30 protein-coding genes are annotated in these 26,184 nt (G+C 41.3%); 22 read left to right on the top strand and 8 right to left on the bottom strand.

All coding sequences use genetic code 11. The features are described 5' to 3' along the window. The first annotated feature begins 51 nt into the window (after nt 1-51). Nucleotides 52-1,221 carry an MDR family MFS transporter gene (locus FFM84_RS12780; protein ID WP_130845450.1) on the top strand — a complete coding sequence of 390 codons (1,170 nt, stop codon included), beginning with the start codon at nt 52-54 and terminating at the stop codon, nt 1,219-1,221. Between the two features lie 42 nt (nt 1,222-1,263). Here the strand turns inward: FFM84_RS12780 and nrdI are convergent, their stop codons facing one another. Both nrdI and FFM84_RS12770 read right to left on the bottom strand, forming a co-directional pair. Then, entirely contained in the window at nt 1,264-1,737 is a 474-nt protein-coding gene (nrdI, locus tag FFM84_RS12775) for a class Ib ribonucleoside-diphosphate reductase assembly flavoprotein NrdI (RefSeq protein ID WP_130845451.1), read from the bottom strand. An 847-nt stretch (nt 1,738-2,584) separates the two neighbouring features. Continuing rightward, nucleotides 2,585-3,952 carry a hemolysin family protein gene (locus tag FFM84_RS12770; protein ID WP_130845452.1) on the bottom strand — a complete coding sequence of 456 codons (1,368 nt, stop codon included), beginning with the start codon at nt 3,950-3,952 and terminating at the stop codon, nt 2,585-2,587. Between the two features lie 162 nt (nt 3,953-4,114). Here FFM84_RS12770 and FFM84_RS12765 point away from each other — a divergent pair, with 162 nt between their 5' ends. Both FFM84_RS12765 and FFM84_RS12760 read left to right on the top strand, forming a co-directional pair. Next, a complete protein-coding gene (locus FFM84_RS12765; RefSeq protein ID WP_130845453.1) occupies nt 4,115-4,453 on the top strand; it encodes a hypothetical protein in 339 nt (112 codons plus the stop codon). Between the two features lie 25 nt (nt 4,454-4,478). After that, a complete protein-coding gene (locus tag FFM84_RS12760) occupies nt 4,479-4,898 on the top strand; it encodes an Hsp20/alpha crystallin family protein (RefSeq protein ID WP_130845454.1) in 420 nt (139 codons plus the stop codon). Between the two features lie 39 nt (nt 4,899-4,937). Here FFM84_RS12760 and FFM84_RS12755 read toward each other — a convergent pair whose 3' ends face one another. Then, on the bottom strand, nt 4,938-5,303 hold the full coding sequence (locus FFM84_RS12755; protein WP_130845455.1) for a hypothetical protein: 366 nt from the start codon (nt 5,301-5,303) through the stop codon (nt 4,938-4,940). A 148-nt stretch (nt 5,304-5,451) separates the two neighbouring features. Between FFM84_RS12755 and FFM84_RS12750 the strand changes: the two genes are divergently transcribed. The 6 genes from FFM84_RS12750 (at nt 5,452) to FFM84_RS12725 (ending at nt 10,515) form a co-directional block, all read left to right on the top strand. Then, entirely contained in the window at nt 5,452-5,979 is a 528-nt protein-coding gene (locus FFM84_RS12750; protein WP_130845456.1) for a DUF1836 domain-containing protein, read from the top strand. 184 nt (nt 5,980-6,163) lie between these two features. After that, entirely contained in the window at nt 6,164-6,916 is a 753-nt protein-coding gene (locus tag FFM84_RS12745; protein ID WP_130845457.1) for a LytR/AlgR family response regulator transcription factor, read from the top strand. A 10-nt stretch (nt 6,917-6,926) separates the two neighbouring features. Further along, entirely contained in the window at nt 6,927-7,583 is a 657-nt protein-coding gene (locus FFM84_RS12740; RefSeq protein ID WP_130845458.1) for an HD domain-containing protein, read from the top strand. 663 nt (nt 7,584-8,246) lie between these two features. Then, nucleotides 8,247-8,531 (top strand): DNA methyltransferase, encoded by a 285-nt coding sequence (locus tag FFM84_RS12735; protein WP_165444338.1) that lies wholly within the window; start codon nt 8,247-8,249, stop codon nt 8,529-8,531. A 470-nt stretch (nt 8,532-9,001) separates the two neighbouring features. After that, complete coding sequence (locus tag FFM84_RS12730) at nt 9,002-9,928, top strand: matrixin family metalloprotease (RefSeq protein ID WP_165450314.1); 927 nt, start codon at nt 9,002-9,004, stop codon at nt 9,926-9,928. A 149-nt stretch (nt 9,929-10,077) separates the two neighbouring features. Beyond that, a complete protein-coding gene (locus FFM84_RS12725) occupies nt 10,078-10,515 on the top strand; it encodes a hypothetical protein (RefSeq protein ID WP_130845461.1) in 438 nt (145 codons plus the stop codon). 495 nt (nt 10,516-11,010) lie between these two features. On the opposite strand, the gene FFM84_RS12720 is transcribed toward FFM84_RS12725, so the two are convergent. Both FFM84_RS12720 and ybaK read right to left on the bottom strand, forming a co-directional pair. Further along, nucleotides 11,011-11,787 (bottom strand): hypothetical protein, encoded by a 777-nt coding sequence (locus FFM84_RS12720; RefSeq protein ID WP_130845462.1) that lies wholly within the window; start codon nt 11,785-11,787, stop codon nt 11,011-11,013. A gap of 4 nt (nt 11,788-11,791) precedes the next feature. After that, nucleotides 11,792-12,298 (bottom strand): Cys-tRNA(Pro) deacylase, encoded by a 507-nt coding sequence (gene ybaK, locus FFM84_RS12715; RefSeq protein ID WP_130845463.1) that lies wholly within the window; start codon nt 12,296-12,298, stop codon nt 11,792-11,794. Between the two features lie 122 nt (nt 12,299-12,420). On the opposite strand from ybaK, the gene FFM84_RS12710 reads away from it, so the two are divergent. From FFM84_RS12710 to FFM84_RS12695, 4 genes are all read left to right on the top strand, one after another. Next, nucleotides 12,421-13,140: a GntR family transcriptional regulator gene (locus FFM84_RS12710; RefSeq protein ID WP_130845464.1), complete on the top strand. Its 720-nt coding sequence runs from the start codon at nt 12,421-12,423 to the stop codon at nt 13,138-13,140. Between the two features lie 106 nt (nt 13,141-13,246). Next, complete coding sequence (locus FFM84_RS12705) at nt 13,247-13,690, top strand: hypothetical protein (RefSeq protein ID WP_130845465.1); 444 nt, start codon at nt 13,247-13,249, stop codon at nt 13,688-13,690. Nucleotides 13,691-13,920: 230 nt separating this feature from the next. Further along, nucleotides 13,921-16,287, top strand: a complete 2,367-nt coding sequence (locus FFM84_RS12700; RefSeq protein ID WP_130845466.1) for a phosphoketolase family protein — start codon at nt 13,921-13,923, stop codon at nt 16,285-16,287. A gap of 202 nt (nt 16,288-16,489) precedes the next feature. Continuing rightward, nucleotides 16,490-17,635: a glycosyltransferase gene (locus FFM84_RS12695; RefSeq protein WP_130845467.1), complete on the top strand. Its 1,146-nt coding sequence runs from the start codon at nt 16,490-16,492 to the stop codon at nt 17,633-17,635. Nucleotides 17,636-17,713: 78 nt separating this feature from the next. On the opposite strand, the gene FFM84_RS12690 is transcribed toward FFM84_RS12695, so the two are convergent. After that, nucleotides 17,714-18,616, bottom strand: coding sequence for an RluA family pseudouridine synthase (locus tag FFM84_RS12690; protein WP_130845468.1), 903 nt, complete (start codon nt 18,614-18,616; stop codon nt 17,714-17,716). Nucleotides 18,617-18,672: 56 nt separating this feature from the next. Continuing rightward, the gene (locus tag FFM84_RS12685; RefSeq protein WP_130845469.1) at nt 18,673-19,122 is read right to left on the bottom strand and encodes a universal stress protein; all 450 of its coding nucleotides are present in this window, start codon (nt 19,120-19,122) and stop codon (nt 18,673-18,675) included. A 613-nt stretch (nt 19,123-19,735) separates the two neighbouring features. On the opposite strand from FFM84_RS12685, the gene lplA reads away from it, so the two are divergent. The 3 genes from lplA to FFM84_RS12670 are packed head-to-tail and all read left to right on the top strand — an operon-like array spanning nt 19,736 to nt 21,638. Next, the gene (gene lplA / locus FFM84_RS12680) at nt 19,736-20,749 is read left to right on the top strand and encodes a lipoate--protein ligase (protein WP_130845470.1); all 1,014 of its coding nucleotides are present in this window, start codon (nt 19,736-19,738) and stop codon (nt 20,747-20,749) included. A 22-nt stretch (nt 20,750-20,771) separates the two neighbouring features. Continuing rightward, on the top strand, nt 20,772-21,152 hold the full coding sequence (locus FFM84_RS12675) for a hypothetical protein (RefSeq protein ID WP_130845471.1): 381 nt from the start codon (nt 20,772-20,774) through the stop codon (nt 21,150-21,152). 12 nt (nt 21,153-21,164) lie between these two features. Then, on the top strand, nt 21,165-21,638 hold the full coding sequence (locus tag FFM84_RS12670; RefSeq protein WP_130845472.1) for a hypothetical protein: 474 nt from the start codon (nt 21,165-21,167) through the stop codon (nt 21,636-21,638). Nucleotides 21,639-21,820: 182 nt separating this feature from the next. Here the strand turns inward: FFM84_RS12670 and FFM84_RS12665 are convergent, their stop codons facing one another. After that, the gene (locus FFM84_RS12665) at nt 21,821-22,462 is read right to left on the bottom strand and encodes a VTT domain-containing protein (RefSeq protein WP_225425312.1); all 642 of its coding nucleotides are present in this window, start codon (nt 22,460-22,462) and stop codon (nt 21,821-21,823) included. Nucleotides 22,463-22,877: 415 nt separating this feature from the next. Here FFM84_RS12665 and FFM84_RS12660 point away from each other — a divergent pair, with 415 nt between their 5' ends. The 6 genes from FFM84_RS12660 (at nt 22,878) to FFM84_RS16175 (ending at nt 26,140) form a co-directional block, all read left to right on the top strand. Next, nucleotides 22,878-23,186, top strand: a complete 309-nt coding sequence (locus tag FFM84_RS12660; protein ID WP_130845473.1) for a hypothetical protein — start codon at nt 22,878-22,880, stop codon at nt 23,184-23,186. Between the two features lie 116 nt (nt 23,187-23,302). Next, nucleotides 23,303-23,650 carry a bacteriocin immunity protein gene (locus FFM84_RS12655; RefSeq protein ID WP_130845474.1) on the top strand — a complete coding sequence of 116 codons (348 nt, stop codon included), beginning with the start codon at nt 23,303-23,305 and terminating at the stop codon, nt 23,648-23,650. Between the two features lie 64 nt (nt 23,651-23,714). Beyond that, nucleotides 23,715-23,864, top strand: a complete 150-nt coding sequence (locus FFM84_RS16480) for a bacteriocin immunity protein (protein WP_165450315.1) — start codon at nt 23,715-23,717, stop codon at nt 23,862-23,864. A gap of 1,041 nt (nt 23,865-24,905) precedes the next feature. Beyond that, on the top strand, nt 24,906-25,439 hold the full coding sequence (locus FFM84_RS12645) for a PedC/BrcD family bacteriocin maturation disulfide isomerase (protein WP_225425313.1): 534 nt from the start codon (nt 24,906-24,908) through the stop codon (nt 25,437-25,439). Between the two features lie 89 nt (nt 25,440-25,528). After that, nucleotides 25,529-25,696, top strand: coding sequence for a leucocin A/sakacin P family class II bacteriocin (locus FFM84_RS12640; protein WP_130845475.1), 168 nt, complete (start codon nt 25,529-25,531; stop codon nt 25,694-25,696). Nucleotides 25,697-25,990: 294 nt separating this feature from the next. Beyond that, complete coding sequence (locus FFM84_RS16175; RefSeq protein ID WP_165450316.1) at nt 25,991-26,140, top strand: hypothetical protein; 150 nt, start codon at nt 25,991-25,993, stop codon at nt 26,138-26,140. Nucleotides 26,141-26,184 lie beyond the last annotated feature (44 nt).

Raw genomic sequence — 26,184 nt, 5'->3', positions numbered from 1 at the left:
TTTTGTTGAGGCGTATACTAAAAAGAAAATGGAAAAAATTAGGTGAGTAACATGCAAAAAGAAGTTCGGTTGCGGTGGCTGTTTTTAGCTAATTTGCTAAATAATGCCGGTGCCGCATTCATGTGGCCGTTAACGACGGTTTACATGCACAATTATCTCCATCAAAGCCTAACGTTTTCGGGAACTGTGTTGTTCTGGATGTCGTTGGCAATGATTCTGGGGAACTATGTCGGGGGGCGGTTGTTTGATCGTTGGCGGCCCTATTGGACAGCAATTTTAGGGGTGACAGTCTCCACCCTAACGCTAGCAACACTTATTTTTTGGCATAGTTTGTGGCCATATGCGATCGGGTTGATTGTGGTTGGTTTTGGCGATGGGATTAGTATGACGGTGGTTAATGCTTATGCAGCTACCGTGACAACTAAGAGTAATCGTTATGTTTTCAATATGCTGTATCTGGCCTTAAATGTTGGTGTGGTCATTGGCACCTTGTTGGTTGGGTATCTACTTGATTTGGGTATTGATGTGGTCTTCATGGTGACAACGGCTTGTTACATTGGGTTAGTCGTGATTGTATTGAGTAAATTTAACATTAACGTCGCCGCGATTAAACCAGAAACAGAAAAGACCGGGCGGACGCCTGACACGACGACCGGTGCTAAACGACAATTGATCTGGATGATATGTTTATTAATCTTTACGGTCTATCTCAGTTACGCGCTGTGGGAGAGTCTGTTGTCGGTTCATATGACTAATTTAGGGATTCCGTTCCGGCGATACAGCGAAGTGTGGACGATTAACGGCCTATTAATTATTATTAGTCAGCCGTTAGTGACGTTATTCAACGAACGATTTAAAATTGGCACTCAAATTGGTCTAGGAATTACGTTATTTGCGCTATCATTTCTAGGGCTCGTTTTTGCGCGACAATATATTGATTTCATCGTGATTATGGTTATCTTGACCTTGGGCGAAGTGGTCGGTTTACCGATTGTCCCGGCCTGGATTGATGATATGGCTGCGGTTGATCAACGTGGTAAGTATCAAGGCCGCTTTAATATGGCGTTGTCGCTAGGACGGGCTGTAGGACCATTGTTTGGTGGGATGATGGTCGCACAGTTCTCTTATACGATCTTGTTTATTAGCGTGACACTGATGATGTTAGTCGCGTTAGCCGGCGTGCTTATTAAAGCTTGGCAGACGCATTTGTTAAATGGTTAAAAAAGAACCGTCAGCTCAATTGAGTTGGCGGTTCTTTTGGGTTTAGTCACCAAGGGCGTGTAGCCGTTCTTTCATGACGTTGTAAATTCGTTCAGTATCAACTGAGGTGCCACGTAATTCGTAATCACCGATTAAATCAGTGTCCAATTGTTCTGCGTAACGGCGGGCAGTTAAGCAGTATTGTTCGTTGAAGTTTCGGTTACCACTACCCACAACGCCTAAACAAAGACTAGGGTTCAAATCGTAGTTTAAATATTCGCCCAAAACGTTGGTCAACAATTCTTTGACGCCAGTATCAATGCCGTTACCACCGTCCAAATAAGTTGGGACAAAGGCAAAATAAGGTTTCGTTTCAATGGCAAAGTCAGTTTGTTCACTAATTTCTTTTAAGGTGATTAATGGATTGCTTTCATCCGCAGCGTGTTGGGTCTTAGCGTAGTCTTGCATGCCCGTCACAAATGAGCGGGTATTTCCTTCAATCGAGATGTAAATAATGTTAATGACGTTTTCACTCACGGCTGGTTCCCCATTTCTGTAATTTCATATACTAAGTTTACGCCCGGCCTGATGGTTTTGCAAACAACTTTATGTTAAATCTGCTTACAATTGTAAGCGATTAACAAAACTAGTTTAGCTATGAACAATTAAAGCCTAAATCAAAATGCCGGTCTGATTGGTGTTACGTCAGTTTAGTTAAACATAGTCGACTAAATAGACCATCTTATCCAAATAAATTAAAAAAATTTGTTGACTGTTGTGATGGGCTACTTTTTATCATTATAATGATTATCCGTTAATAATGATTAGTTTTAAAATAAAGATTGAAAGCTGATAATCGGGAGTAAAGCTTTTGCCCAAATACTCTTGGTTAGGCTAAATAGTCACCTACGTCAGCCAGTGATTCTGCCGGCTGTGGGGACCGGCTCCAGCCAAAGTGCGGGCTGCCACCTCGCTTTTGAGCCTAGCCCAAACCGCTAGTCTCAAAAGTCGTCCATATCGTAAAGCCCGGAAAAAACAGCCGGACTAACGATGTTGTCACGGCCGGCGCCATCACTGGCTGACTCCGGTTTTATTGCGAATATCAATCAATTTCGTAATCACCATTATAACCGAGAGTGAGCTCACATTGAGCCCAGCCGTGGGAGCTCTTGGCGATTTATCGCTTAGAGATCGGCGTTTTTGAAACGCGGATTTTGCGGTTCAAAACGACGGTTCAGACCGCTTTTTGGCTGAACCGGTCCACCCACAGCGTTCCGGCTCAAGGTGGGAGAACGGAAGGTGGCAAGTCGAGCTAATTCGATCCAAAAAGGCTTAAATAAAAATGCGATAACAACCTGTAGTAGGCGTTATCGCATTTTAAAGACTATTCAGCTTTGTCTTCGTCATCACCAGTTGCGGTTGCCACAGGTTCGCGACGACTGACTTCAAACCAATTGATATACGCATTCTCAAAATCCAAGGCCTTAAAATCGAAATCTGCGATTTGGACGGTATCGCCAGCTTGGATCTTTGGAAAATTGTCTAAGACATATCCGGTTAGTGTAACGACATCGGAATCCTCAAATTCTCTTAAATCAATTTTGAAGAAACGTTCGAAATCATACAACGTCATCTTCCCACTCATGCGGTAATTGCCATTGTCTTGTTTTTCGACATACTCAGTTGAAACATTGTCGATTTCGTCATTGACTGTCCCAAAGAGTTCTTCGTAAATATCCTTATCGGTGACGATCCCGCTGGTCCCACCATATTCATCCACAACGACCACAATAGGTGTTTGTTTTTGAATCATTTTTTGTAGGATCTCTTGGATCGGTGTCGTTTCGGGAATGGTGATGATGTTACGTAACACCTTATTGACCCGAATTTCATCGTCGACTTCACCTTGACGAATCAAATCATAGTTATAGACATAACCTAAGATTTTATCCTTGTCATTGTTAGCCACGACGGGAAGACGACTGAAGCGTTTCTGCAAGTAAACCCGAATGGCTTGCTTAACCGTATCATTAATGTCGATGACAACTAGTTGCGTCCGGTCGATCATGACATCTTTAGCGATCTTATCGTTAAATTCAAATGCCCGTTCCATGTAAAGATAATCATCACGATCAAGTTCACCACCAGAAACGGCGTTACGTGATAAGTTCAAAATTTCAGCTTGTGAGTAGACATCATTATCTTCATTAGCGACTGGAATCCCAAGCATCTTGACGACACCTGCCGAAGAGGTATTTAATAACCAAACGAATGGATAAAAAATGACATGGAACCAACGTAATGGGGTAGTGACTACGGCCATTACCTTGAGTGGCATATCGATGGCAATATTTTTCGGGACGATTTCAGTGAGGACAACTTCTAAGTAGGTTAGGACGAAAACCCCAACCACAATACTGATTGCCCGTAAAATCGACGTGCTAATCGACAGGTGGAACGCATCGAGCAATTGTAAAACAAAGTGCTCAGTCGTTTGTTCACCAATCCAACCTAAAATGATCCCAGCTACTGAAACCCCAACTTGAGTCGTTGAGAGGTATTCATTTAAGTTGTGAACCATGTGTAACGAGGTCGCAATCCGTTTGGAAGGCTTATCTCGCTTTTTTTGTTCTTCTTCGAGGGCGCTTGGTCGGGTCTGAACTAAAGCAAATTCACAGGCCACAAAGAAAGCGGCGACGCAGAACGTAATGACAATAATGACTAAATTTGTAATTATCTGGCCACTGTCCAAAGAAACATTCCTCATTTCATTTAATAGTTACCTAAATTATAACGCGAAGTAGCTACTATTATAAGGATTGTCACCTTAATTTGCAATCTAGGGAAGATAAGTTAACGTTTTCAAGGTTTGGTGCTACACTAAAGGTATTAAGTCAAAGGAGATCTGTTAGTCATGCCAGTAGAAACGAAAACGAAGATTCATGAGGATTCGAAGAAATTGGTCTATGAAGATAGTGATGTTAAAAAAGCGATGGATTTGATTCGGCAAAGAGGGTATGTGACCCGTGCTGATTTTAAGCAAATGGCCGATGAAGATTGGGCAGAAGGCTTTGATCAAAAGATTGAAGCTGGGTTCCTCAATGCTGAAAATGAAGATCCATACATTTATTTTGAACAATTTGACTTTAAAGGTGGCGACATTGATTCAATTATTTTTGATATGGATCAAGTTGGCAACCGTGAGCATGCGTCTGAATTATTAGGAGCTGCTATCGGTCAACAAGTGTACTAGCCACAACTTAGAGGAGGCAACCGATATGCGTCAGCAACTTTTACGGCACTTTGAAAAATTATTACCGGTTAAAATTTTACGTCAGGTCCATCATGATGTTGACACGGCGGTGACGTCGCGGTTAGTCATGAAGACCGACGTGGTCGAGCACGATGATGATTATACGGTAACCGCTGCATTACCCGGTTTTGATAAGAACGCGATTAACGTGCAATATGCCGATGACTGGCTGACGTTAACAGCGACCCATCAGCCTGATGAGTTTGATCGTGATGATGATGGTCGCGTGTTGCAACGCGAACGCCAAGTGGCAACGGCTAAACGACGATTTTATTTTAAAAATGTCCGGGCTGAGGCGATTCAAGCACACTTTGAAGCTGGATTGCTAACCGTGACTTTGCCTAAAAAGGTGACGGCAACCACTAGCCAAATTGAGATTCAGTAAAAAGAAAAGCCTAGCGATTTTGCTAGGCTTTTTGAGTGCTTATTTATCATCAGTTTCTGAAGCGTCATCGGTGTTAGCTGCTTGCTTATTAGCATCAGAAATGGTCATCGAAATGGTTTTAGGCCGATCTTTAAAGATAACGATCGTTCCTTTTCCTAAGAAGTCCTTGGGGCCATCATAGGCTAGTTCATATTCGTTGGCAAAGGCGCCTTCTTTTTGTAAGGTCATGAAGAAAATCTTTTGATCTTCGAAGTCGTCACTGAACATGACCGCCATGGTACTATCGATCAGTAATTTTTCTTGACGCATTGCTTTGAGGCGATCCCATAAACCATCAATGACGGGTTGTGGGATTAAGGCTTTAACATCGTCGCCAGTCCGGTGTTTCTTGGTCATTTCATACATTATCGTTTCAACCACTTTTCTGTTAAATTTCAAATATCGGTCTAAATCATACCATAAACGGTAATTTTAATGCCATTTACAAGTTAAGCTAGTTTACAAGACTAGCTTAACTGTTTATAATGATTATAAATGACAGGGAGTGATTTAGATGGATGCCAATGTGACAACTTATGCGGATTGGAAACAACGAATGGGTAAGGTGATCTTGCCTAAGTGGACTGAACTACCAAATTTTGATCTGTATATGGATCAAGTCTTATTGCTCATTAATGAAACGCTGCAACCACTCGGTGTTGATCCTGTGACAGCTGCGATGATTAACAACTACGTTAAGCATCAAGTGATTTTGGCGCCGGTCAAGAAGAAGTACCAGATCATGCAATTAGCAGATATTATTGTGATCAGTTTGCTAAAACCAAGTTATCCACTAGATATGATTCGTGAGGGGATCAACCAAGTGACGGCCACTGGCTACCCGAAACGGGCTTATGATAACTTTATTGATGAGATGGTGACACGTTTACATCAATTAGATGAACCTGTCCAAGTTTCAGATCAAGATTTGAGTGGTAGTTTAACAGCTGCAGCGGCACAATTAATTGTCGATAAGTTACGAACTGACGAATTAATGCGACTCAATCAGGCCCATGTAAAACCAAAACAGATTGAAAAATGAACAATCTAGGTAAAAGACGCTAGAATCCCTTAATTAATTGGGTTTTGGCGCCTTTTTTGGTTGCCGGTCTGTAGAGATTTTAGTATGATTAACAAGGTGTTGCAATCAATTGTAGACAAGTGATATTAGGAATTTAGGCCAGTAGTGTGAGCTGATCATGCTACTAGAGAAAGTGTGAATTGATATGCAAGTTTTCATCAGTGATGATCTTGAAAACCACCGCCTTTGGTTAATTGATGTGATTACAGCGCAATTAGATGCGTTAGGGTTTAACTATCAGTTGGCCTCAGTTTGGCGGCCTGAAGCAGTGTTAAAAGCCGTTCAGGCCACAACTGGGCCCAATTTGTATTTTTTGGATATTGTGTTAAAAGAAGAGGCCACCAATGGGATTGAGTTAGCAGCGAAGATTCGAGATTATGATCCTGATGGGTTTATTGTCTACGTGACAGCTCGTGACGACTTGATGCCCAATACGGTGAGTGCGATGACCACACCAACTGGGTTTATTTCAAAGCTTGAGATGTTTGATAAGGCCAAGTTCGTGCCTCAAGTTCGCGACGTTTTGACAGTGATTAAAAAACGATTGGCAACCTTAAATCAAGCACCAGAACCAACTTTAAATTTAAAGAGTGGCGCGTTATTATTAAAGTTAAGACTCAAAGATATCGTGTATTGTGAAAAGGTACATGGTCTGCGAACGGCGCGGATTGTGACCACGAATCAGGCTTATGTGGTGCATAAGAACTTGAGTACGATCAAGGCTCAATTGACCGGTGGGCGCTTTTTCAACGATTTCCAGAGTTATGCGTTGAACTTGGATCAAATCGTGACGATTGATTTCAATAAAGGCATTGTGACCATGAGTAATGGGGATCACTTGATCTTTAGCCGCGGGACGATTAAAAAGTTACGCGCATACTATCAAACGTCAGAATAGGATGATTTTAATGATAACGGATGTGCAATTAGCGGCGATTCAAACGTATGCGATGGATCGGTTGGCCCAGGATCATAGTGGGCACGGAACGGATCATTTAATGCGGGTCGTCAAGTTAGCCAAGCGTTTGGCAATTGCTGAACAGGCGGACTTGAACTTGACGTTGGCAGCGGCTTGGCTCCATGATGTGATTGATGATAAATTGATGGCTGATCCTTTGTTGGCGCATCAAACGTTGGCCGAACAATTAACGGCACTACACGTGATGCCAGTTGCTCAAAAAGCCATTTTCGATATTATTGATCATATGTCGTTTAGCAAGTCATTAAATGGCACCCAAACATTGTCATTAGCTGGACAAATTGTGCAAGATGCTGACCGATTAGATGCCATTGGTGCCATTGGTATTGCTCGGGCATTGTATTATTCAGGGCATGTTGGCGAAAAAATTTATGATCCAGCGATTGAACCGCGCCTGCATATGACTAAAGAACAATATCGTAACGAACCTGGTACCGCCATTAATCATTTCTACGAAAAGTTATTTAAGTTAGAAAACTTAATGAATACCGATGCTGCTAAAGCGTTGGCACATCAGCGAACGAATGTGATGCGGGCCTTTGTTGATCAATTTAAAGCCGAATGGCAAGCGGACGATCAGGGGTAATTTGTAGCGAGTGTTTCGATATTAGAAAAAGCGCTTTGTTAATGGTTGTTGATGAATGATCTTAATGAGAAACCAATTCACTTTCGAATTGGTTTCTTTTTTTCGATTTGGGCCCTTTACAGAGTCATTTGAGTAAGTACTTTCCATCATGTTTTTGATAAATGAAAGGTGTTTGTGATACGTTCTTATAGTTTCCTCAGGTTTTATACTCAAGTGAATCTAACAGCATCGTTTTACACCAATCACCAATCTATGGGTCTGACTTTAATGGTGTCGCTGCGGTGCGTTACGATTGTACACTTTGTAGGTACGAACTTAGAAGACACATACCATGAGACGGCCTCGGCGTGGATTAAAGAAGCCATCGTGTCCAAAAAGGATGGTCAAGTCGTATGATTAAACTGCAACAAGGGATTGCTTAGAACTGATGCTTGACTTCACGAATGACAGTATCGATGCGATAGTTACTGATTTACCATATGCAGTTACTCATAATAAATTGGGGTCAACTTATTGATTTGAGTAAGCTTTGGAAATAATACAATCATGTTATTAAGCCAAATAGTGCAATAGCCCTTGGACAAGGAGGATTTTTCGCGCAATTGAGGAATAGCAACTTCAAGGATCAGGGAAAAGTGTACGAAATTTATTAGCATGACTACGTTGGCAATTCTACAAAAAGAAAATATGAAATATCCTATCAGTATTTTACAATTTTCGAATGTGGTTCAAGGCAATGTTTATTCAACCCAAAAGCCAGTTGAGCTGTTAGAATATCCGGTCGAGACATACACGCACTCAGGAAAAATAGTTTTAGACAGCTGTATGGGTTCTAGTTCTACTGGGATTGCATCGATTTATTTGGGATGCCACTTTATCGGGATGGAGTTAAGACTCGATTATTTCAAAATTGCTGCGGAACGATTAAATGGAAGTGTCACTGCCTAATTCGGTTGCTTTTCAACGTAAAGCGACTGACAAGAACAGGTTAATTAGTAAAAATGAATAATAATGATAAAAGTTATAAATATAAAAATATTTATAACTTTTTCTTTATCCAGGAGTGTACATTGTGATATTTTTGACTTTTTAAAAAAAATCTACATTCAGCAGTTTATCAATTTGAAGAATATCCCAAAATATTAATGTATTTCACATAGGCCATCAAGTATAATATTTGACTAAATCTGCCTAAACTAGAACTTTCTAAGACTATTTACCACCCTTTAGAAGGTTGTTGTGGACATCATTTCTGCTTATGTATAAAACATAGTGTGAATTTAAAAAAAAACAAATTTAGTTAAACGCTAATATCATAGACATTAGTAACCTAACTTTATTTTTTAATGATTGAAATTAATATTTTGATAAAGTACAATTGCTCGTGCAATACCAAACAAAATGTAGGGGGAATTACATTGTTAAAATTCAACAAAAAGTTGACGTTAGGTTTAGTACTACTTACTGGTATTTCTTTGGGGACTGCAGTACCAGTTGTTAATGCCAACGCAGCAGCAGGTCCATTTTATTCATATCGGTGGAATCATCCATACGTTCACTACTACACAAACGCCACTAGCTCATACTATAAGGACGTTTGGGCAGGTGCAGCCAAGAAATGGAATAATACAGGTTACTTCAAGTATATTGCTACTTCAGACGCAGGATCAAAAGCATTATTTTTCAGTACTGCATCAATTCCAAGTAGCATGAACAATGCAGCACATCGTGGTACTTTAGCCTATACTAGTACCAACCAAAAGGGTGGCAGTCTAATTAGTAATAGTAAAGTAACTTTGATACGTGACCGAGTTAACAAATTTAATCAAGGCCAGCGAATGGGTATTGCTGCTCACGAATTAGGACATGCGATGGGACTTGCACACAACACTCAAAAGAGTGCACTAATGCACTGGGGATTCGATGGCTCCCAAGTCAATGTTACGGCGTCGGATTCTGGTGCAGCCAAATTACGTTATTCAACCGCTGCAGGGACACGCCGCACAACACAATTCGATTACGCGCATGATAGCTTATTTTTAACAGGTGCAAACGAAGAACAAACCGATACTGTCATTGATTATGATTCAACAGTAAACAACGTACAAGAAATGAAAGAACCTAGCGACACAATCGTTAGTGGAGTTATCAAGTCAACTCAGGCAACTAAAGACACCCACCTGTCTAGCGATAGCACTACAGTACCAAGTACTACCCAAGATCTTGAAGTGACAAACACCTTAAAGGGTAATAATTTAAATAAAAAACGATTCCTGTACAATTCATTGGTTCTGACACAAACGCTGTTAACGGGCTTAAACCATTACAAAAAGGCACTAAAGTAACCTTTATCCTAAGTAAGTCGGCTAACAAATACGATGTGGTAAACAGTCAATATGGCGCATTTGTACAATCTGGTAAAAACAGTTATATTAATCTAGGAACAAATAACGCTATTAGCGCAAATGAATTGCAAAAGTAGGGTGGAGATTAAATGAATAAAAAACCAGCAATGATAATTGCAATGGTCGGTATTGTGGCCTCATCTATGATGGCAACCACAAGCTTAGCCGCAACAAAGACTAAGACAGCAACACCAAAATTTGAGCAATATTATAATATTAAATATTTAAATGAGGCCAATGAGATATTCAAGGACAACAAAAAAATCCTTGCCTCAAAAGAAGATATACATGTTCTATATGCACAACCACCATATACAGCATTTATCAAAACTAAACGAAATACAACGGTTTTTGTCACTCAAGGAAAGAAAGTACTTTACCACAAAAAATTGGTTGGCGGAGTTGGATTCTTGAAGTTAACTGAATTCGATTACAGTAAGCCCGTTAAGGTTTATGCAACCAGCAAAAATCATCGCAAATCGACTGTTAAGTCATATAAGTTCAAGCTGTACAAAATGAATAAATAGATCAAAAGTCAGCTCATCTAGTACATCTGTAGATGAGCTGGCTTTTATTTTCACTATATAAATTGTTACTTTAACTAACTGGGTTGCTGTCTTCATTTCCTACGCATCCAAGGCGTGATCACACGTATTGTAACTTGGCAAGTATGATCATCGCCGCCACTTTCTCTCAACCACACGATACTGATTAGGATTGACGTTTTTGCACTGGGCCTGGCCATTTCGATAATGGCCCCCAAAATCAGTTAACTACGATCTGCGGCCGTGAATTATTTATGCGATTACCAAAAATGGTGTTGCTGGAAAATCCATCAACACCAAATATTGTAGAATCTAAAAGTATATTTTTACAACTATCACTGGTATGACAAGTATTCAGTGATCAAAAACAATCGAACTTGTCACTAGCCCGCTTTGAGTCGGAAGGCTCAAAGTGGATTTACCTCGACTATGTTCTTCACAGCCGGTAGAATCATTAGTTAGCGAATGGACTCACAATCAGCGTAAGGCGCGCGTTACCGCCATGACAATCAATGAAATGATCAAGGCGTAGCTTAAAATGATGGCCATGGTTAATCCAAAAGTGACGATCGCCCCGACAATTACGGTGGCATGGGCATCTAGTAAGGTGATAATTGTCGTGAAGACCACGAGTAAAATAACGGTACTAGATAGTCCTAAAGCACTATTTTGATAATCAGCGGGACTAAGATCAAAACCGCCGATCACGATGAAGATCGTTAAGCCTAGCAAGATTAACAAGGCCCCCCAGCCACCCAAACCAGTCGTTAGTGCCTGCCAACTACTTTGCCATGTTGGTTGCGTGGGGTGGGCAGCAATTTTTAAGATGGCATGCGCTAACCCGGGAAATAGCAAGTAATCTAATCCAAGTAGGCTAGCGGTACAGCCAAAGATAGGTGCCACCCCGATAAATAGATTGCCAATGGTTTGATAAAAGCTATGTTGATTCCAAGTGTGGTTAACGTAACCTAGTGCTAAGTCAGTGTCGTCAGTTGCCTCACGATTTAAATGAGGCAGCTTTAATAGCCTGACGGACTGAATGCCGTGACGAAAGATTAACGCCATGATCAAATGACTGGTCTCGTGAATGATAATGCCCAGCCAGCCAAGATAGACTTGGCTATTAATCCCAAAACGGGTTACTAAGTTTCCTTTAGTTTGACGATTAACGAGGGTTAGTAACCAAGCAAAGCCCGCTGGTAAAGCTAACAGGCTTCCTAGAACGAACAAGTTATTGATTAGTAGTGCTTTCAAAACCTCACTCCGCAACATCACCGAAAGTTCCATGCACAAGCTTGCGCAGGTCTTCGGCGTCAATTTCAATCGAGCGGCCAATCTTGCCAGATGATACTAAAATTTTACCTTGCTTTTTTGCACTATCGTTGATGAAAATTGGAAATTTCTTAGTTTCCCAAATACCGACGGGCGTATTGGCCCCGTGCTGATAGCCGGTCGTTCGTTCCAAATCTTTTAATGGAATCATCCCGACCTTTTTATTGCCGGATAGTTTGGCGAGCTTCTTATAGCTGAGGTGTTCATCTAAAGGTAAAACGCCAACTAACGGACCGGTCTTGTTGCCGATGAGTGCTAGCGTCTTATAGATATGATGTTCGTCAACGCCCAAGTGATCGACTTGAAGTTGTTCAACATCGCCTTCAGTTTCGGTTGGAAATTCATATTGTTGATAACTCACGTTAGCTTTATCAAGGATTTTTTCAACCAAGGTTTTACCTAATTGATCTTGTTTCTTCTTCTTTTTTGACATGACATATTCCTCACAATTCTAAAAGTGCGTTCCAATTATTTGAATGGACCGTTTTAATTTCGTCACTGGTTCGTAAACTCTGCTATACTACAGGTAGCATATTCAGCAGAGGAGGAACCAACATGGCCGATTTAGTTTATCAACAAGTGATGACCGACTTAAAAAAGCGGATCATGGCCAATGAGTTTGTCGATAAAAAGTTACCGGATGAACGGAGCCTAAGTGACCAGTATCAGGTCAGTCGGAGTTCCATCAAGCGCGCCTTAAATGTTTTGGCAAATCAAGGCTTGATTTTTAAGAAGCGGGGTTCCGGGACGTTCATCAATCCATTATATCTTAAAAACCAATCTTCATTTCAATATGAAGGCACGAATTTAGGCATTACCGATAGTTTGAATACTGAAGGTGCCAAGCCCAGTATTCAATTATTAGACTTTCAAGTCATTCCTGCAAGTCAAGAGTTGCAACAAGACTTATTTTTAGCACCCGATGAGTTTGTTTATGAGATTAAACGATTACGGTTGCTAGATGACCAACCGTTTATGATTGAAACGGGCTATATTCCGATTAAGCTAGTCCCAGAATTAAATCGTGAAGTTATCAGTGGTTCTATTTTTAATTATGTACAGGAGACTAAACATGCCGCGGTAACCAAATCATTCTTGTCGATCGCAGTCGACGCCTCGAATGAAACAGATCAGAACTTATTACATCTAAAAGCCACAGAACCGGTGGGCGTGATGAGCGGGATCTTCTTCTTAGATGATGGGACGCCATTTGAAGTGTCTAACATGCGAATTCATTATCAATACATGAAATATACGACCTTCGTGAGAGTTTAAGCGGTCAACTAGTGATTGGCTTTTATTAGTTGAACTGTTAAACTGAATTTAAGCCAGCTAATGGCTTGATTAGCAATGGGGATGCTTAAATCTGGAGGAGAAAAGTATGCGTAAATTAGTCTTGAGTAGCGCCGTAGCTGTGATGTTAGTCGGAAGAAGCGGTTTTGTCATGGCCCCAACGATTCAAGCGGCAAAGAAAAGTGCAACCGTTCCAACCAAGTTTCGTCATAAGTGGTTCGAACGTTTGGAAAACGATCGAAATCCTGAATTTACTAAAATGACCAAGCATAGTATTGTGATGGGACATGGTAGTTATCATTACACGATTTCTGGTTCGAACTTAAGTGTCAAGAAGGCCAAGGGGGGCTGGTATCGAATTGGTTATACTGGCAACGCTAACCCATATTACAAAGTGACTAAACGTAACATTGGGGGTAAAAAAGTCACCGTGTTATTAGAAAAGGCTAGTGCAACGAGTTCACAAGCCAATGTGATGGTGACGGGCAAACGTACCATGACTTACAACGAATCATTTGTCAATTTAAAATAGATTAGCTAGGTTGCCAAAACCTGCCAATTTAAGAAAATTTAATTAAGACATCCCTAACCGGCGTTATCCCAGCGATGACACCGGCTTTTTGGTAATCTATTTTTGCCAATGTAATTAATTGGACCGTTCCAATTATCAAAAAGGTTGACTTCTAAAAATAACCTGCTAAGATGGAACTTGTAAAAGATGTCAGATACGTAACGATGAGATGCAGATAAAGGAGAGTCAAAATGACAACTGATTATTCAGCACCAGCATATTTGCAAAAAGTTGACCAATATTGGCGCGCAGCCAACTATTTATCCGTTGGTCAATTGTACTTAAAAGCGAACCCGTTACTCGAACGGCCATTAAAGGCCAGTGATGTGAAGGTCCATCCAATCGGCCATTGGGGCACGATTGCCGGACAAAACTTCATCTATGCCCATTTGAACCGGGCAATTAATAAATATGACTTAAAGATGTTCTACGTGGAAGGCCCCGGTCATGGTGGTCAAGTAATGGTTTCCAATTCTTATCTTGATGGGACTTACACGGATATTTATCCAGAAATTACCCAAGATAAAGACGGGATGCAAAAGTTATTTAAGCAATTCTCATTCCCAGGTGGGGTGGCTTCTCACGCTGCACCTGAAACGCCAGGATCGATTCATGAAGGTGGCGAACTCGGTTATTCATTGTCACATGGGACTGGAGCAATCTTAGATAACCCTGATCAAATCGCCGCCGTTGTTGTTGGTGATGGGGAAGCTGAAACTGGCCCATTAGCAACATCTTGGCAATCAAACAAGTTCATCAACCCAATCAATGATGGGGCGGTCTTACCTATCTTGAACTTAAATGGGTTCAAGATTTCTAACCCAACGTTATTGAGTCGGACGTCTGATGAAAAGTTAACCCAATACTTTGAAAGCATGAACTGGGAACCACTCTTTGTTGAAGGCGATGACCCTGAAAAGATGCACCCAGCGATGGCTAAAGCTGTTGATGAAGCGGTTGAAAAGATTCAAGCGATTCAAAAACATGCGCGTGAAAACAACGATGCCACTTTGCCAGTATGGCCAATGATCGTCGTTCGCGCCCCTAAAGGTTGGACGGGTCCTAAGAGCTGGGATGGCGACAAGATTGAAGGCTCATTCCGGGCCCATCAAATTCCAATTCCAGTTGATCAAAATGATATGCAACATGCCGACGCCTTAGTCGATTGGCTCAAATCATATCGACCAGAAGAACTCTTTACCGCTGATGGTCAATTGAAACCTGAAATTGCCGAAATCATCCCACAAGGACAAGCCCGGATGGCGGCTAACCCAATCACTAATGGTGGGGTTGATCCAAAAGCCTTGAACTTACCAAACTTCCGTGATTATGCGGTTGATACGACTGAACGTGGTGAAAATGTTAAACAAGATATGTTAGTTTGGTCTGATTACTTGCGTGATGTTATCAAGAAGAACCCGGATAACTTCCGTTTGTTTGGCCCTGATGAAACCATGTCTAACCGCTTATATGGCTTGTTTGAAGCCACTAATCGGCAATGGTTGGAACCTGTTCATGAAGATAGTGATCAATACGAAGCCCCAGCTGGTCGAGTTTTGGATGCGCAATTATCTGAACATCAAGCTGAAGGTTGGCTTGAAGGCTATGTCTTAACAGGTCGTCATGGTTTGTTTGCCAGCTATGAAGCGTTCTTGCGCGTTGTGGATTCCATGTTAACGCAACACTTCAAGTGGTTACGCAAAGCCAACGAACTTGATTGGCGTCAAAAGTACCCATCATTGAACATCATTGCGTCTTCGACAGTTTTCCAACAAGATCATAATGGGTATACCCATCAAGATCCTGGCGCATTAACGCATTTAGCTGAAAAGAAACCAGAATATATTCGGGAATACTTGCCAGCTGATGCCAACACACTATTAGCGGTCGGCGATGTTATCTTACGGAGTCAAGAGAAGATTAACTACGTGGTTACGTCGAAACATCCACGTCAACAATGGTTCAGTATTGAAGAAGCTAAGCAATTGGTTGACAATGGTTTAGGCATTGTTGATTGGGCAAGTACCGATCAAGGTAGTGAACCTGATATTGTCTTTGCGGCAGCTGGGACAGAACCAACGCTTGAATCGTTGGCTGCCATCCAATTGTTACATGCTAGCTTCCCAGACATGAAGATTCGTTTCGTCAATGTCGTTGATTTGTTGAAGCTGCGGAGTCCTGAAAAAGACCCACGTGGTTTAACGGATCAAGAATTCGACCACTACTTCACTAAGGACAAACCAGTGGTCTTTGCTTTCCACGGCTACGAAGATCAAATTCGGGATATCTTCTTTGATCGTCACAACCATAACTTATATGTTCATGGTTACCGTGAAAATGGGGATATCACCACGCCATTTGATGTGCGGGTGATGAACCAAATGGATCGTTTCGATCTTGCGAAGTCAGCCATTAATGTGCAACCAGCGATGGAAAATACCGGTGCTGCCTTTGTTCAACAAATGGACAATGAATTAGCCAAGCACGCGGCTTATATCCGTGAAAACGGTGATGATTTACCAGAAGTCAATGATTGGCAATGGACTGGATTGAAATAAGTTAATTAACCTTTAAAGGCGCTCAGCATAGGCTGAACGCCTTTTTTTATAATCTCATGAGCATATTTCTAACTAGTTTTTAATTTTATCGACTATAATACCTACAACGTTAGCCTGGCTTGTTTCGATTTAGTTTATAAAGAGAGGAGTGGCGGCCTAGCAGTCTCAGCTTTACGGCTAACGGTGACCGCCAAATAAGCATATGAAATTACTCATTGTTGTTGAAAACTTGGTGATGGATGGGGTTAAACGTGCGAGTACGGTTTTAGGCAATGCGTTGGCCAGTCAAGCAGATGTCACCTATTACTCATTAGCGCATCCACGGTCATTTTATCGGCTACAAGCACCCTTAGTGGTGGCACCACATCCAGTCGATGATCAAATTCTAAATTATTTTGGCGATGCGCCATTACAAAAATATGCGATTCAGATCACAGACTTAATTACGTTTTTGCGAGTTGGTCAGTATGACAGTGTTATCTTACCTGGTGGTTTGTTGACGAGTTTTGCGCCAGCAATAAAGGCCAGTTTGCCACGGTTAAACGTGATTGCCTGGATGCATAATAACGTTGAAACTTACTTATATCAATACTACGTTCACATGCAAAAAGAATTCAAAACCGGCTTGATTGCGGCTGATGCGGTGGTGACGTTAACCGCGTCTGATTTAGAAGGGTATTCACGCTTCAATCCACATACGGTTAAAATTTATAATCCGCTCACGTTGAACGCTGCCGGTCACCGAGCCGACTTGCGCTACCACACGATTGCATTTACCGGTCGGATTGATATTCAACATAAAGGGATTGATTATTTGCTGGCTTTAGCGCGGCAATTGCCAGATGACTGGCAGATTTCAATGGCTGGAAAAGGCACACCGAGTGCGATGGCGACATTCGATCAGTTATTAACCGACTTAAACGTTCAGGATCGGATCATTTATCGCGGTGCCCTGAAAGATGAGGCCTTACGTCAACATTATCAACAGGCGTCAATCTTTGTCATGACGTCACGTTGGGAAGGCATGCCACTCGTGATGGGTGAAGCGATGGCCTTAGGGTTGCCAGTAGCGGCGATGACCAATACTGGGTCAGCGGAATACTTACAAGGTGGGCGCTACGGGGTGTTAACACCGGCCCATGATGTGATCGGGTTATGGCATGGCATGCAACCGCTGATGGCTGATCTGAGCCTACGCGAAGCTTATGCACAACGATCATTACAACGCGCAAAAGCGTTTAGCCTACCGAAAATTATCCGTGCTTGGCAAGGCCTGCTAAACCGCAGCTACTTGCCGCAAGTGACGGTTAGTGAGGGTGCTTCATGGGAGGCACAACGAGAAGGCTAAAGTGACAGCAAGACAGACGTGAATTTTTTAAACGCCAAAACGGCCTCATCAGCATACAAGCTGGTGGGGCCGTTTTGGTTAGTAGTTGTCGATTTTGTCAGTCATTTTAAAGCTATCCGGTAACGGTGCTTGAACAGTTGCGAGTTGATCACTGAATGGTAATTGTAATAACAGTTGCCAAGCATGTAGAAGCAATCGTGGACTGGTTTCAAACTGCTCATCGTATAACGGATCGCCAATGATCGGATGACCACTAGCCGCTAGATGTACGCGTAGTTGGTGGGTGCGGCCAGTGTGTAAGTCAAGTTTTACCAAACTTTGATGGGTCGTTGTTTGCATGACTTGATAGTCAGTTAGCGCCGTTTGGGCATCGGCAGTGTTGACCCACCGTTTGCGTTTATCGGTTGGATGATGGCCGATGGGGGCGTCAAATTGGCCAGTTGGTGTTTCAAAATAGCCGCGAACCCAGGCAAAGTAAGTCCGGTGAATGGTCTTACTGCTAATTAGACGGTCGAGAATGGGCACCACAATCGGATTGAGGGCCACTAGCATCGCCCCTGAGGTCATTTGATCGAGTCGGTGGACCATGTAAGGGGCTTGCTCAGTTGGGGCCAGTTGAGCGGCTAACGCGTTTAGTAAGGACCCCGTTTCGCCCGGTTGATTAGGGTGAGCCTTCATGCCAGCCGGTTTATTGACCACCAATAAATCTGAGGTTTGATATAAGATCTCGATTGGTTGTGTCGCATCGGCGAGATAGTTGGATGTGGCGGTGCGAAAGTCGGCGGGAACAAATTGTAAGGTCAATTGATCCCCAGTGTGCACGATTGTCGCAACGCTAGCTGGTAAATTATTGACCCAGATGCGCCGACCTTGCCGTAGTTGGCCTTGAATTCGTTTGGGCAGCAACCAGGTTTGTAAACAAGTCCGCACCGTTTGTTGATCGAGGGCAACAGGAATTTTTAATTTTTTGGTCCAGGTCATGATGATGCTCCTTATGGATAAAAAAATAACGCGTTACCGCGTTATTTAAAAGGTAATTATTTGTCTGGTTTGACGATTAAGACATCACAAATCGCGTTCCGGCTAACGTAGGTCGTTACGGAACCGACCATTAAGCGTTCGACGGCGGATAATCCGGTTGACCCAATCATAATGAGTTCGTTGTGATGGTCGGCAGGAAATTCACGCGCGATAACCGTTTTAGGATTCCCAAAACGCACATGCATGTCAACATCGGTTACGCCGGCGTCGATAGCTTCTTGTTTGAGTTCTTCCAAACGTTTTTGCACGTCTTCAGAGAGTTTGTAGATCACGTCACCACTGACGGCACCGCCGTAAGTGTCACTGAATTGATTGACTTCTAAGACGTTCAAGATATCTAAATGGGTGTTATTGCGTTTGGCAACTTCAATGCCGCGTTTTAGCACTTCTTCGGTGACCTTAGAGCCATCAACTGGGACTAAGATGTTTTGATATTGTTGTAACATAATGGTTACCCCCGTTTTTAGTAGCTAATTAATAAATTCATTTTAGCATTAATTTGGAAAAGTGTAAGCCTTTTAGTTTAGATCATGGCTGGAAATTTGTGCGTTAAGCGAGCGAAAAAGTTGGCAACGGTTACATCCCGCTCTATAATATAAGTATCAAATGGATAGCGATTACGACCGCTATTAATTTCAGTCACTCTGGTTGGCAACGGCTGACTGGGGTGTTTTTAGTTGTCATTAAATTAGTTTTGCAATCGCTTACATGGTCTGATATACTTAAGCCATCGGAAGAATCTAAGGTCAGTATCAACGTTACCCAATTGTTGTAACAAACCCGTCAAGTGATAGCTAGTGTAGTATGCAGCGTTTCCGCTAATTTCGGATAACCAACTGACCAACTTCCATCTATTGATGGCACGCAATATCCGAGGAGTGTGTTTGGCCGCCAATCAAAAACGCACGAGGATACGGATTGTGGATCGATGATGTTTGGGGGATGAAGAATCCACACTAAGTCTTAGTGATTCTTCCTAGAAATGGGCTCACTTTGTGGGTCCTTTTTTAATTTTTATTGTATATTTAACTTAATTCATGCTGAGGAGCTGATCTACCTATGTACTATGTCGCAATGAAAGATCATGATATTGGCCGTAATCTAGCCACTGAACAATACTTAATGAACAATGTTGAATTTGATGAACCATTGGTGCTTTTTTATTATGAAGAACCATGTCTAATCGTTGGTCGAAATCAAAATACTCTAGAAGAAATTAACGCGGATTATGTGCGTGATCATCATATTACGGTGACCCGACGTTTATCTGGTGGTGGGGCCGTTTATCAAGATTTAGGTAACCTCTGCTTTAGTTTTGTGGTCGATAGTGATAGCCAAGAATTTGGCGATTTTAAAACGTTCACCCAGCCGATTATCGACGTGCTGCATGAAATGGGGGCGACGACTGCGACCGTTAGTGGCCGAAATGACTTATTAGTCGATGGGCGCAAATTCTCTGGTAACGCCATGTATTCACGCAATGGCAAGACGTTCTCACACGGGACGTTGATGTTAAATGTCGATCTTGACGTTGTGCCACAAGCTTTAACCGTGCCAACGGATAAGATCGCTTCTAAGGGCATTAAATCTGTGCGTAGTCGGGTCACCAACTTGCGGCCTTACTTAGCGCCAGAATATCAAGAGATGACTGTTCCAGAATTCCGTGACGTGTTGATTACCAAGTTATTTGGGGTCGATTCATTGGCTGAAATTGCGGATAAAGAATATCAAGTGACGCCTGAACAACAAAAAGCCATTGATAAAATTTATGAAGACTATTATGCTAATTGGGACTGGGTTTATGGCAAGTCGCCAAAATTTAGTGTCAAACGGCGGCAACATTTCGACATGGGGACCATTGATGCCCGCTTGTTAGTTGAAGATGGCCATATCCAACAACTTAAATTTTATGGGGATTTCTTCGGTAGTGGTGATGTGCATGAGATTGAAGCGGCTTTAACGGGCTTGCGGTATGATCATGAAACGATCGCGGCTAAGCTTGATGAGTTTGATTTGAATCAATACTTCACTGGGATTCCACGTCAAGAAATTATCGATTTAATCGCCCAATAAAAGTAATCATTGGAGGGATTTTGTGAAGCTCACCCGGGTAGTGACGTTTGCGTTCGTCTCGTTTTTTTGTTACGGTATCGTCAATTGGCTGATGTCAGCGCAGTCGTTAAAGCTACAGACGACCACCATTTCGATGGCGCACATGTGGCAAGGGTTGTTAATTGCCTTGGTGCTGTATTTCTTAGGTATCTTAGCGGTTTATGTGAATCGTTTGCTCGGCTTTTACGTGTTAGGTTTAGTCTTGTTGATTTATTCACTGGGCTTGATTAGTGCGTTGATGTCGGGGTATCAAAGTACGGCTGCCATGGAAATTAAATTGTTGCTAGAAGTTGTGGCGGCAATTGGTTTAGGCATTAACTTCTATACTGTCGTGTTGTTAACACGATGGCGACAAAATCATTAAATGAGGGATATTATGCAACGAAATGTACAAGCTTTTATTGATGAAGTCACTGCAGAAAAAGTGGAACAGGTGACGCTACAAGCATCGTATGATCAATTGACGTCCAAATTACAGGTGTGGTTAGATTCGTTTTTAGCGGTCGTGGCTAACGATCAATTGGCTCAAGCTGAATTGACGACTGATCATGAACCAGCGATTAGTTTTCGGCTAGAAACGAGTGTTATTAACTTGCCACTGGCCAACTTAACTGAAATCGGTAAAGTGACGATGGCTGAAGATGAGATGCCGATTAATCTTTACATGATTGCAGAATCCGAAGCCTTTCGTTCTGGCTTACGGATCGATGAACTGGGCAGTGCCGAAGATGTTTTGGCTGATCAAGCTGGGGCATTAAAGGTATTGACAACTTGGTTTGACGCTCAACTTGACCGGTTGGATACCATTATGGCAGCTGGCGATGAAACCGATACTGAAAATAAGGACTAATCTTTACCGAAACTTGATGATCCCTTTACATTCATTCGGTATGATAGTTCTTGTGATAGAGCCAAAGCAATACAATTGAGTAAGACCCCATAACCGTTGGAGAAGCGCCCGACGGTTATGGGGTCTTTTTTGATTATTTAATGTTGAAAACGCAACATAGTGACAGGACTTTTGCACTAAATTTAGTCTGCCACTTGTCGCTTAAACTGATGATAACCGTAGCGTAAAATAATTGGCACGATAATTAAAGCGAGCATGATGATTGTAAAATTATTTTGAACGAATGGCCAGTCGCCAAAGTAGTAGCCACAAAAGCAACAACCACCGACCCAGATGAGCACACCGAAGAAATTCCAAATTTCAAAGTGATGCCAGTCCATCTCAGTAGTGCCCGCAATGACAGGGATGAAGAGGCCGACAAACGGAATAAAGCGTCCCCAGAGTAAGGAGGGTTTTTCATGGCGATCGAATAAGGCTTTGGTGGTGTCTAACTTGCTAGAATTGAGGCCACGTTCAAGCCGACTATCGCGTTGGTCGGCACGGCGGGTGAGTTGGTATTTCAACATGGCCCCACTAGTTGCGGCGACAATGAAAATCGCTAGTAGTAGCCAAATATTGAGTTTAGAGTTGGCATTTGCCGCAATCGAGCTACTGAGAAAAAGTAGCGATTGGCCTGGTAAAAAGGCAAAGGCGATGAATGCCGATTCTAAAAAGATAATCAAAAATAACACAACGTACGACCAAACACCAAGGTGATTGGTCAAGCTGACTAAAAGCGTCAGTGGGCGCATGATGGTGGTGATGATCGTTAGTAACCAAGTCAAAATATGGACCTCCTGTTAGTGCTGGCCTAAATATACCATGCTTTGTGACTTGCATAAAGCCGTAAACCATGGTAGAGTTATCTTTGCGATGAGTCGATAGAGTCAGATCATCAGTGATGATGGTTCCGCGCGAGCGGCTAGTGACTTAATTGATAGCAGGGCATGATTTTCCGACGGATTTGCGGAATGCTTGGGTCTCTGATGTTGTGGAACACATCACCCCACTAGGGCAACCTAGTACTGCGGAAGAGATGCGTTGACTGTTTTTAACAGTTGACGCATCTTTTTTTGTACGGTTAAGTCAGGTTTATGCCTGTTTATGAACATTTAGCCACCGCTGTTTGGAATAATGATAAACTGAGCTCATTATTATTTTAATAATAAGTTGATAGTTGGCAGAAACGGGGGGGACTTAGTGAAGACGATTGATATCTTTGAGCATGATGAGCTTGTTGTCAATGTGTTGACACAAATGGCTGAAAAAGTGGATTTTAATTGTGTTGAACTCGTGTTGTTAGATTGCCATTTTTCGGCCAAAGAAGGTCGCAAATTTATGAATTATTTGATTAAAAAACAGGTGACTAAGCAAAAGTTGTCTAAGAAAAAGGCCGCTAAAAAGTTGTTAAAAATCAAACCAGATATTGTTAACGCCAAAGCCTGTGTCGATCAATTCAAAGCGGCCTTTATTGCGGAGGGGCGTTTTCCAGATATTTTGAATCAATAAGGCATTTCAGGAAGTTAAAATAGCCAGATAGGACATTTTGTTCTGTTTGGTTGGAGGAATGCTTATGATGGAACTGGTTAATGAGTTAGTTTTAATAATTTGAGGAGGACTTTATTATGACGGGGAAAGCATTAGCACCAGTAAAACAAAACATTGAAACTTTATTGGCAAGTTTGAAGGTACGTGATCAAACCACTGAATTATTAGACATTATCGATGTGTTGACACAAGTCGATGCCAAGTTGGATAGTGCTAAGAATCCAGAGGCACTAATCAATCGGTTAGTTAATTATGTACGGAGTGTGGCATTGAAAGGCAAGTTACACTTCCCAACTGATGAAGAAAAGTTATTAATTGACTTGAGTGTTTTCGGTCAAAAGGCTGGGTTAAATGGCCAATATATGGCGGATTTTTCAGATAAGTCGCAATTTTATAGCCTGTTTGAAGAAGTCCCACGGCATTAATCGGGAATAATCGTGGATAAAACGAAAAAGATATTGTCAGCCATATGGTGGTAAAGAACCCGGTTTGGTTGCAGTTAAGTTAAGTAATGCGATTACACGGTATTCATTGCAGCATAAGTTGACGTTACCGAAAGCTATCAATGAGCTTTACGGTGTAGTTGAACACGAAGCTAACGCTTATCGGAGGAAAATGTCGATGACGATGTGGCTATAAATTAAGTGGTGTAGTGGAAATTTTTATTTCTACTACGCTTTTTTTTTAGCATTAATAAGCGAGATAAATAGATGTACGATTCGGTTATGAATGAGAACTTTTCTTATGGTGTGAATCAAGTCGCCGTGCAAGTTTTTTTCTGAGTACGTAACCTATGTTGATATTTGTAAATATGGGGAAAGAAATCAGTCCTGAAGGTTGATATGAACAAATGTGAGGTTGCTGAACTATGAGACTTAAGTGTATGGATGATGAAATTATCTGTGATTGAGACCACCTATAACGAGGAAAAGTATATCAAATGATGTTTGGGTTTAAAGCATGGATGTTGGTTTTGAATATCTGAATATCGATGATGGAAGTGTTGATCATGCTGGTGTCATTTGTAACGACTATGAACAAAAATTCCTAACAAGATTTAAAGTTATTCATCAGCAAAATCAGGGATAAGCTCTTGCTAGAGATTCGAGTATTACTAAGGTACATGGCGATTATATTTTTTTTTACTGTTCGGTTGTCTATTGGTTGCGATTTGATTTACACAATCAACAGGTTATTTATCGATGGTGATATTATCAGTCCGACACCTGAACAGCTATCATTACCATTGGATTATTTAAGAGTAATTGAAAGCTTTATTTGAGTGGATGACCAAGAACATCATCTAGCTATTGGGGATAATCCTAAGAGCAACTTCATTTTTGAACTGATTAAAAAGAATGGAAGCAGATAAGATTGATTTAAATAGTGAACTTCAAGTGATCATAAATAATTGATTGGTGTGGCCGCACTACCTGTTCAGAACTAGCTTTGTTAAAAGTAATCGGCAAGATTTAGCAAATTAATTGATGGGTTGACAAAAGTTAAACAGGCACGTTTCAGCTTGCGGTTAAGACGGATTTTCTCATTTACAAAATAAGTTTAACTTTTTGGTAAAAAACGATCTAATATAGATATTGTTCGAACGGAACAGCGAGAGCCCTCGTTAATATTAGTTGAGTTTAATCAGCTAGAACAATAAATGTTGAGTGGGGAATTATAATGAAATTTAAATCAATTTTTGTAACTGCGGCGACAGTGCTTTTAGCTACTAGCAGCTTAATGCTTAAAACGCCTAACCAGGCATATGCTGATACGACTAGTACGACAACTAAAACTGAAGTGACGACACAACCAAAAGTTAGTGAATCTAATTATGAAGCTAATATTAAAGGTGTTCAGCCATTTAATGTCGATCAATATTTGTCTAAAGTCGCGAGTGGGGATAAATTCATCGTATTTATTGGTTTTAAAGAATGTTCACATTGCCGTGCGTTTTCACCTGTGATGAAGCAATTCTTGAAAGAAGCTAAACAACCAGTCTATTATTTTGATTATGGTCCAGAAGGTTCACTTAAAACTGCTTCTCAGGAAACACGAAATCAATTTTTCGATACATTCAACAGCCCATTCGACTTCATGGGAACACCTACTGTCGCTGTCTTTTCTAAAGGAAAAGTTGTTTCTATGACTGTTGGTGATGACACCACGTTATCAGATCTGCAACAACTTGAAACTGATTACAGTCAAAACTAGTAAATATTGTTTCAAAGTAGCTGGTAATAAATTGTATTTAGATTTCAATTTGTTTCTCACTAAACCTAAAACAAAATGGAGGAATTATTATGTCAAAAGTTAAAGTAGTCTCAGAAAAAGAAATGAAGCAAATTATCGGTGGTAAATATTATGGTAACGGCCTTTCATGTTCAAAGAAACGTTGTACTGTGAACTGGGGACAAGCTTTTTCATGCGGTGTTAATCGTGTAGCTACAGCTGGTCATGGCAAATGTTAATTAAATAATAGTTATGTTTGAGACACGTCAAGAGAGTCCATTTTCTTGGCGTGTTTTTTAGTGAAGAAACTATGTGAACTATTACTAAATCACATGGTGTGGGAGATATTGGCAGTGGAGGTTTATCTTGTATGGAAGATCTAATTAATATTGAGTTAATGATTTTAGTCTATATAAGAGCACATTTAACATTATTACATTTCAAGAAGAATATTTTTTACTTTGAGATGTTTTTAGTCAATTATCGAACAATGCATGCATAATAAATGTATCAAAGCAAAGGGGATTTTAAGAATGAAAAAATCAACAGCAGAAGTAAGAATTATTAAATTGAAGGATTTGAAAAAAATTAATGGTGGTCGTAAAATTCGCGGTTCAGTGCATACTAAAGATCCTGCGAAAAGTGTGACAACGTGTGTCTATTCATTTTTCACTAAGTGCTAACTTTTTATAAAATATGCTATATTAAGGGTGCATCATGTGCATCA

Origin of the sequence: Lactiplantibacillus mudanjiangensis (assembly GCF_005405385.1) — a bacterium.
GTDB classification, from domain to species: domain Bacteria; phylum Bacillota; class Bacilli; order Lactobacillales; family Lactobacillaceae; genus Lactiplantibacillus; species Lactiplantibacillus mudanjiangensis.
Note: the sequence above shows the minus strand (reverse complement) of the source record. Positions and strands in the feature narration are given on the sequence as shown.

Excerpts from the sequence above, each read along its gene's own strand:
- FFM84_RS12685 (WP_130845469.1), bottom strand. The coding sequence starts at position 19,122 with ATGTTACAACAATATCAAAACATCTTAGTCCCAGTTGATGGCTCTAAG.
- ybaK (WP_130845463.1), bottom strand. The coding sequence starts at position 12,298 with ATGTCAAAAAAGAAGAAGAAACAAGATCAATTAGGTAAAACCTTGGTT.
- FFM84_RS12640 (WP_130845475.1), top strand. The coding sequence starts at position 25,529 with ATGTCAAAAGTTAAAGTAGTCTCAGAAAAAGAAATGAAGCAAATTATC.
- lplA (WP_130845470.1), top strand. The coding sequence starts at position 19,736 with ATGTACTATGTCGCAATGAAAGATCATGATATTGGCCGTAATCTAGCC.
- FFM84_RS12655 (WP_130845474.1), top strand. The coding sequence starts at position 23,303 with ATGACGGGGAAAGCATTAGCACCAGTAAAACAAAACATTGAAACTTTA.
- FFM84_RS12670 (WP_130845472.1), top strand. The coding sequence starts at position 21,165 with ATGCAACGAAATGTACAAGCTTTTATTGATGAAGTCACTGCAGAAAAA.
- FFM84_RS12725 (WP_130845461.1), top strand. The coding sequence starts at position 10,078 with ATGAATAAAAAACCAGCAATGATAATTGCAATGGTCGGTATTGTGGCC.
- FFM84_RS12705 (WP_130845465.1), top strand. The coding sequence starts at position 13,247 with ATGCGTAAATTAGTCTTGAGTAGCGCCGTAGCTGTGATGTTAGTCGGA.
- FFM84_RS12765 (WP_130845453.1), top strand. The coding sequence starts at position 4,115 with ATGCCAGTAGAAACGAAAACGAAGATTCATGAGGATTCGAAGAAATTG.
- FFM84_RS12745 (WP_130845457.1), top strand. The coding sequence starts at position 6,164 with ATGCAAGTTTTCATCAGTGATGATCTTGAAAACCACCGCCTTTGGTTA.
- FFM84_RS12700 (WP_130845466.1), top strand. The coding sequence starts at position 13,921 with ATGACAACTGATTATTCAGCACCAGCATATTTGCAAAAAGTTGACCAA.
- FFM84_RS12695 (WP_130845467.1), top strand. The coding sequence starts at position 16,490 with ATGAAATTACTCATTGTTGTTGAAAACTTGGTGATGGATGGGGTTAAA.
- FFM84_RS12755 (WP_130845455.1), bottom strand. The coding sequence starts at position 5,303 with ATGTATGAAATGACCAAGAAACACCGGACTGGCGACGATGTTAAAGCC.
- FFM84_RS12750 (WP_130845456.1), top strand. The coding sequence starts at position 5,452 with ATGGATGCCAATGTGACAACTTATGCGGATTGGAAACAACGAATGGGT.
- FFM84_RS12710 (WP_130845464.1), top strand. The coding sequence starts at position 12,421 with ATGGCCGATTTAGTTTATCAACAAGTGATGACCGACTTAAAAAAGCGG.
- FFM84_RS12645 (WP_225425313.1), top strand. The coding sequence starts at position 24,906 with ATGAAATTTAAATCAATTTTTGTAACTGCGGCGACAGTGCTTTTAGCT.
- FFM84_RS16175 (WP_165450316.1), top strand. The coding sequence starts at position 25,991 with ATGAAAAAATCAACAGCAGAAGTAAGAATTATTAAATTGAAGGATTTG.
- FFM84_RS12740 (WP_130845458.1), top strand. The coding sequence starts at position 6,927 with ATGATAACGGATGTGCAATTAGCGGCGATTCAAACGTATGCGATGGAT.
- FFM84_RS12690 (WP_130845468.1), bottom strand. The coding sequence starts at position 18,616 with ATGACCTGGACCAAAAAATTAAAAATTCCTGTTGCCCTCGATCAACAA.
- FFM84_RS12780 (WP_130845450.1), top strand. The coding sequence starts at position 52 with ATGCAAAAAGAAGTTCGGTTGCGGTGGCTGTTTTTAGCTAATTTGCTA.
- FFM84_RS12760 (WP_130845454.1), top strand. The coding sequence starts at position 4,479 with ATGCGTCAGCAACTTTTACGGCACTTTGAAAAATTATTACCGGTTAAA.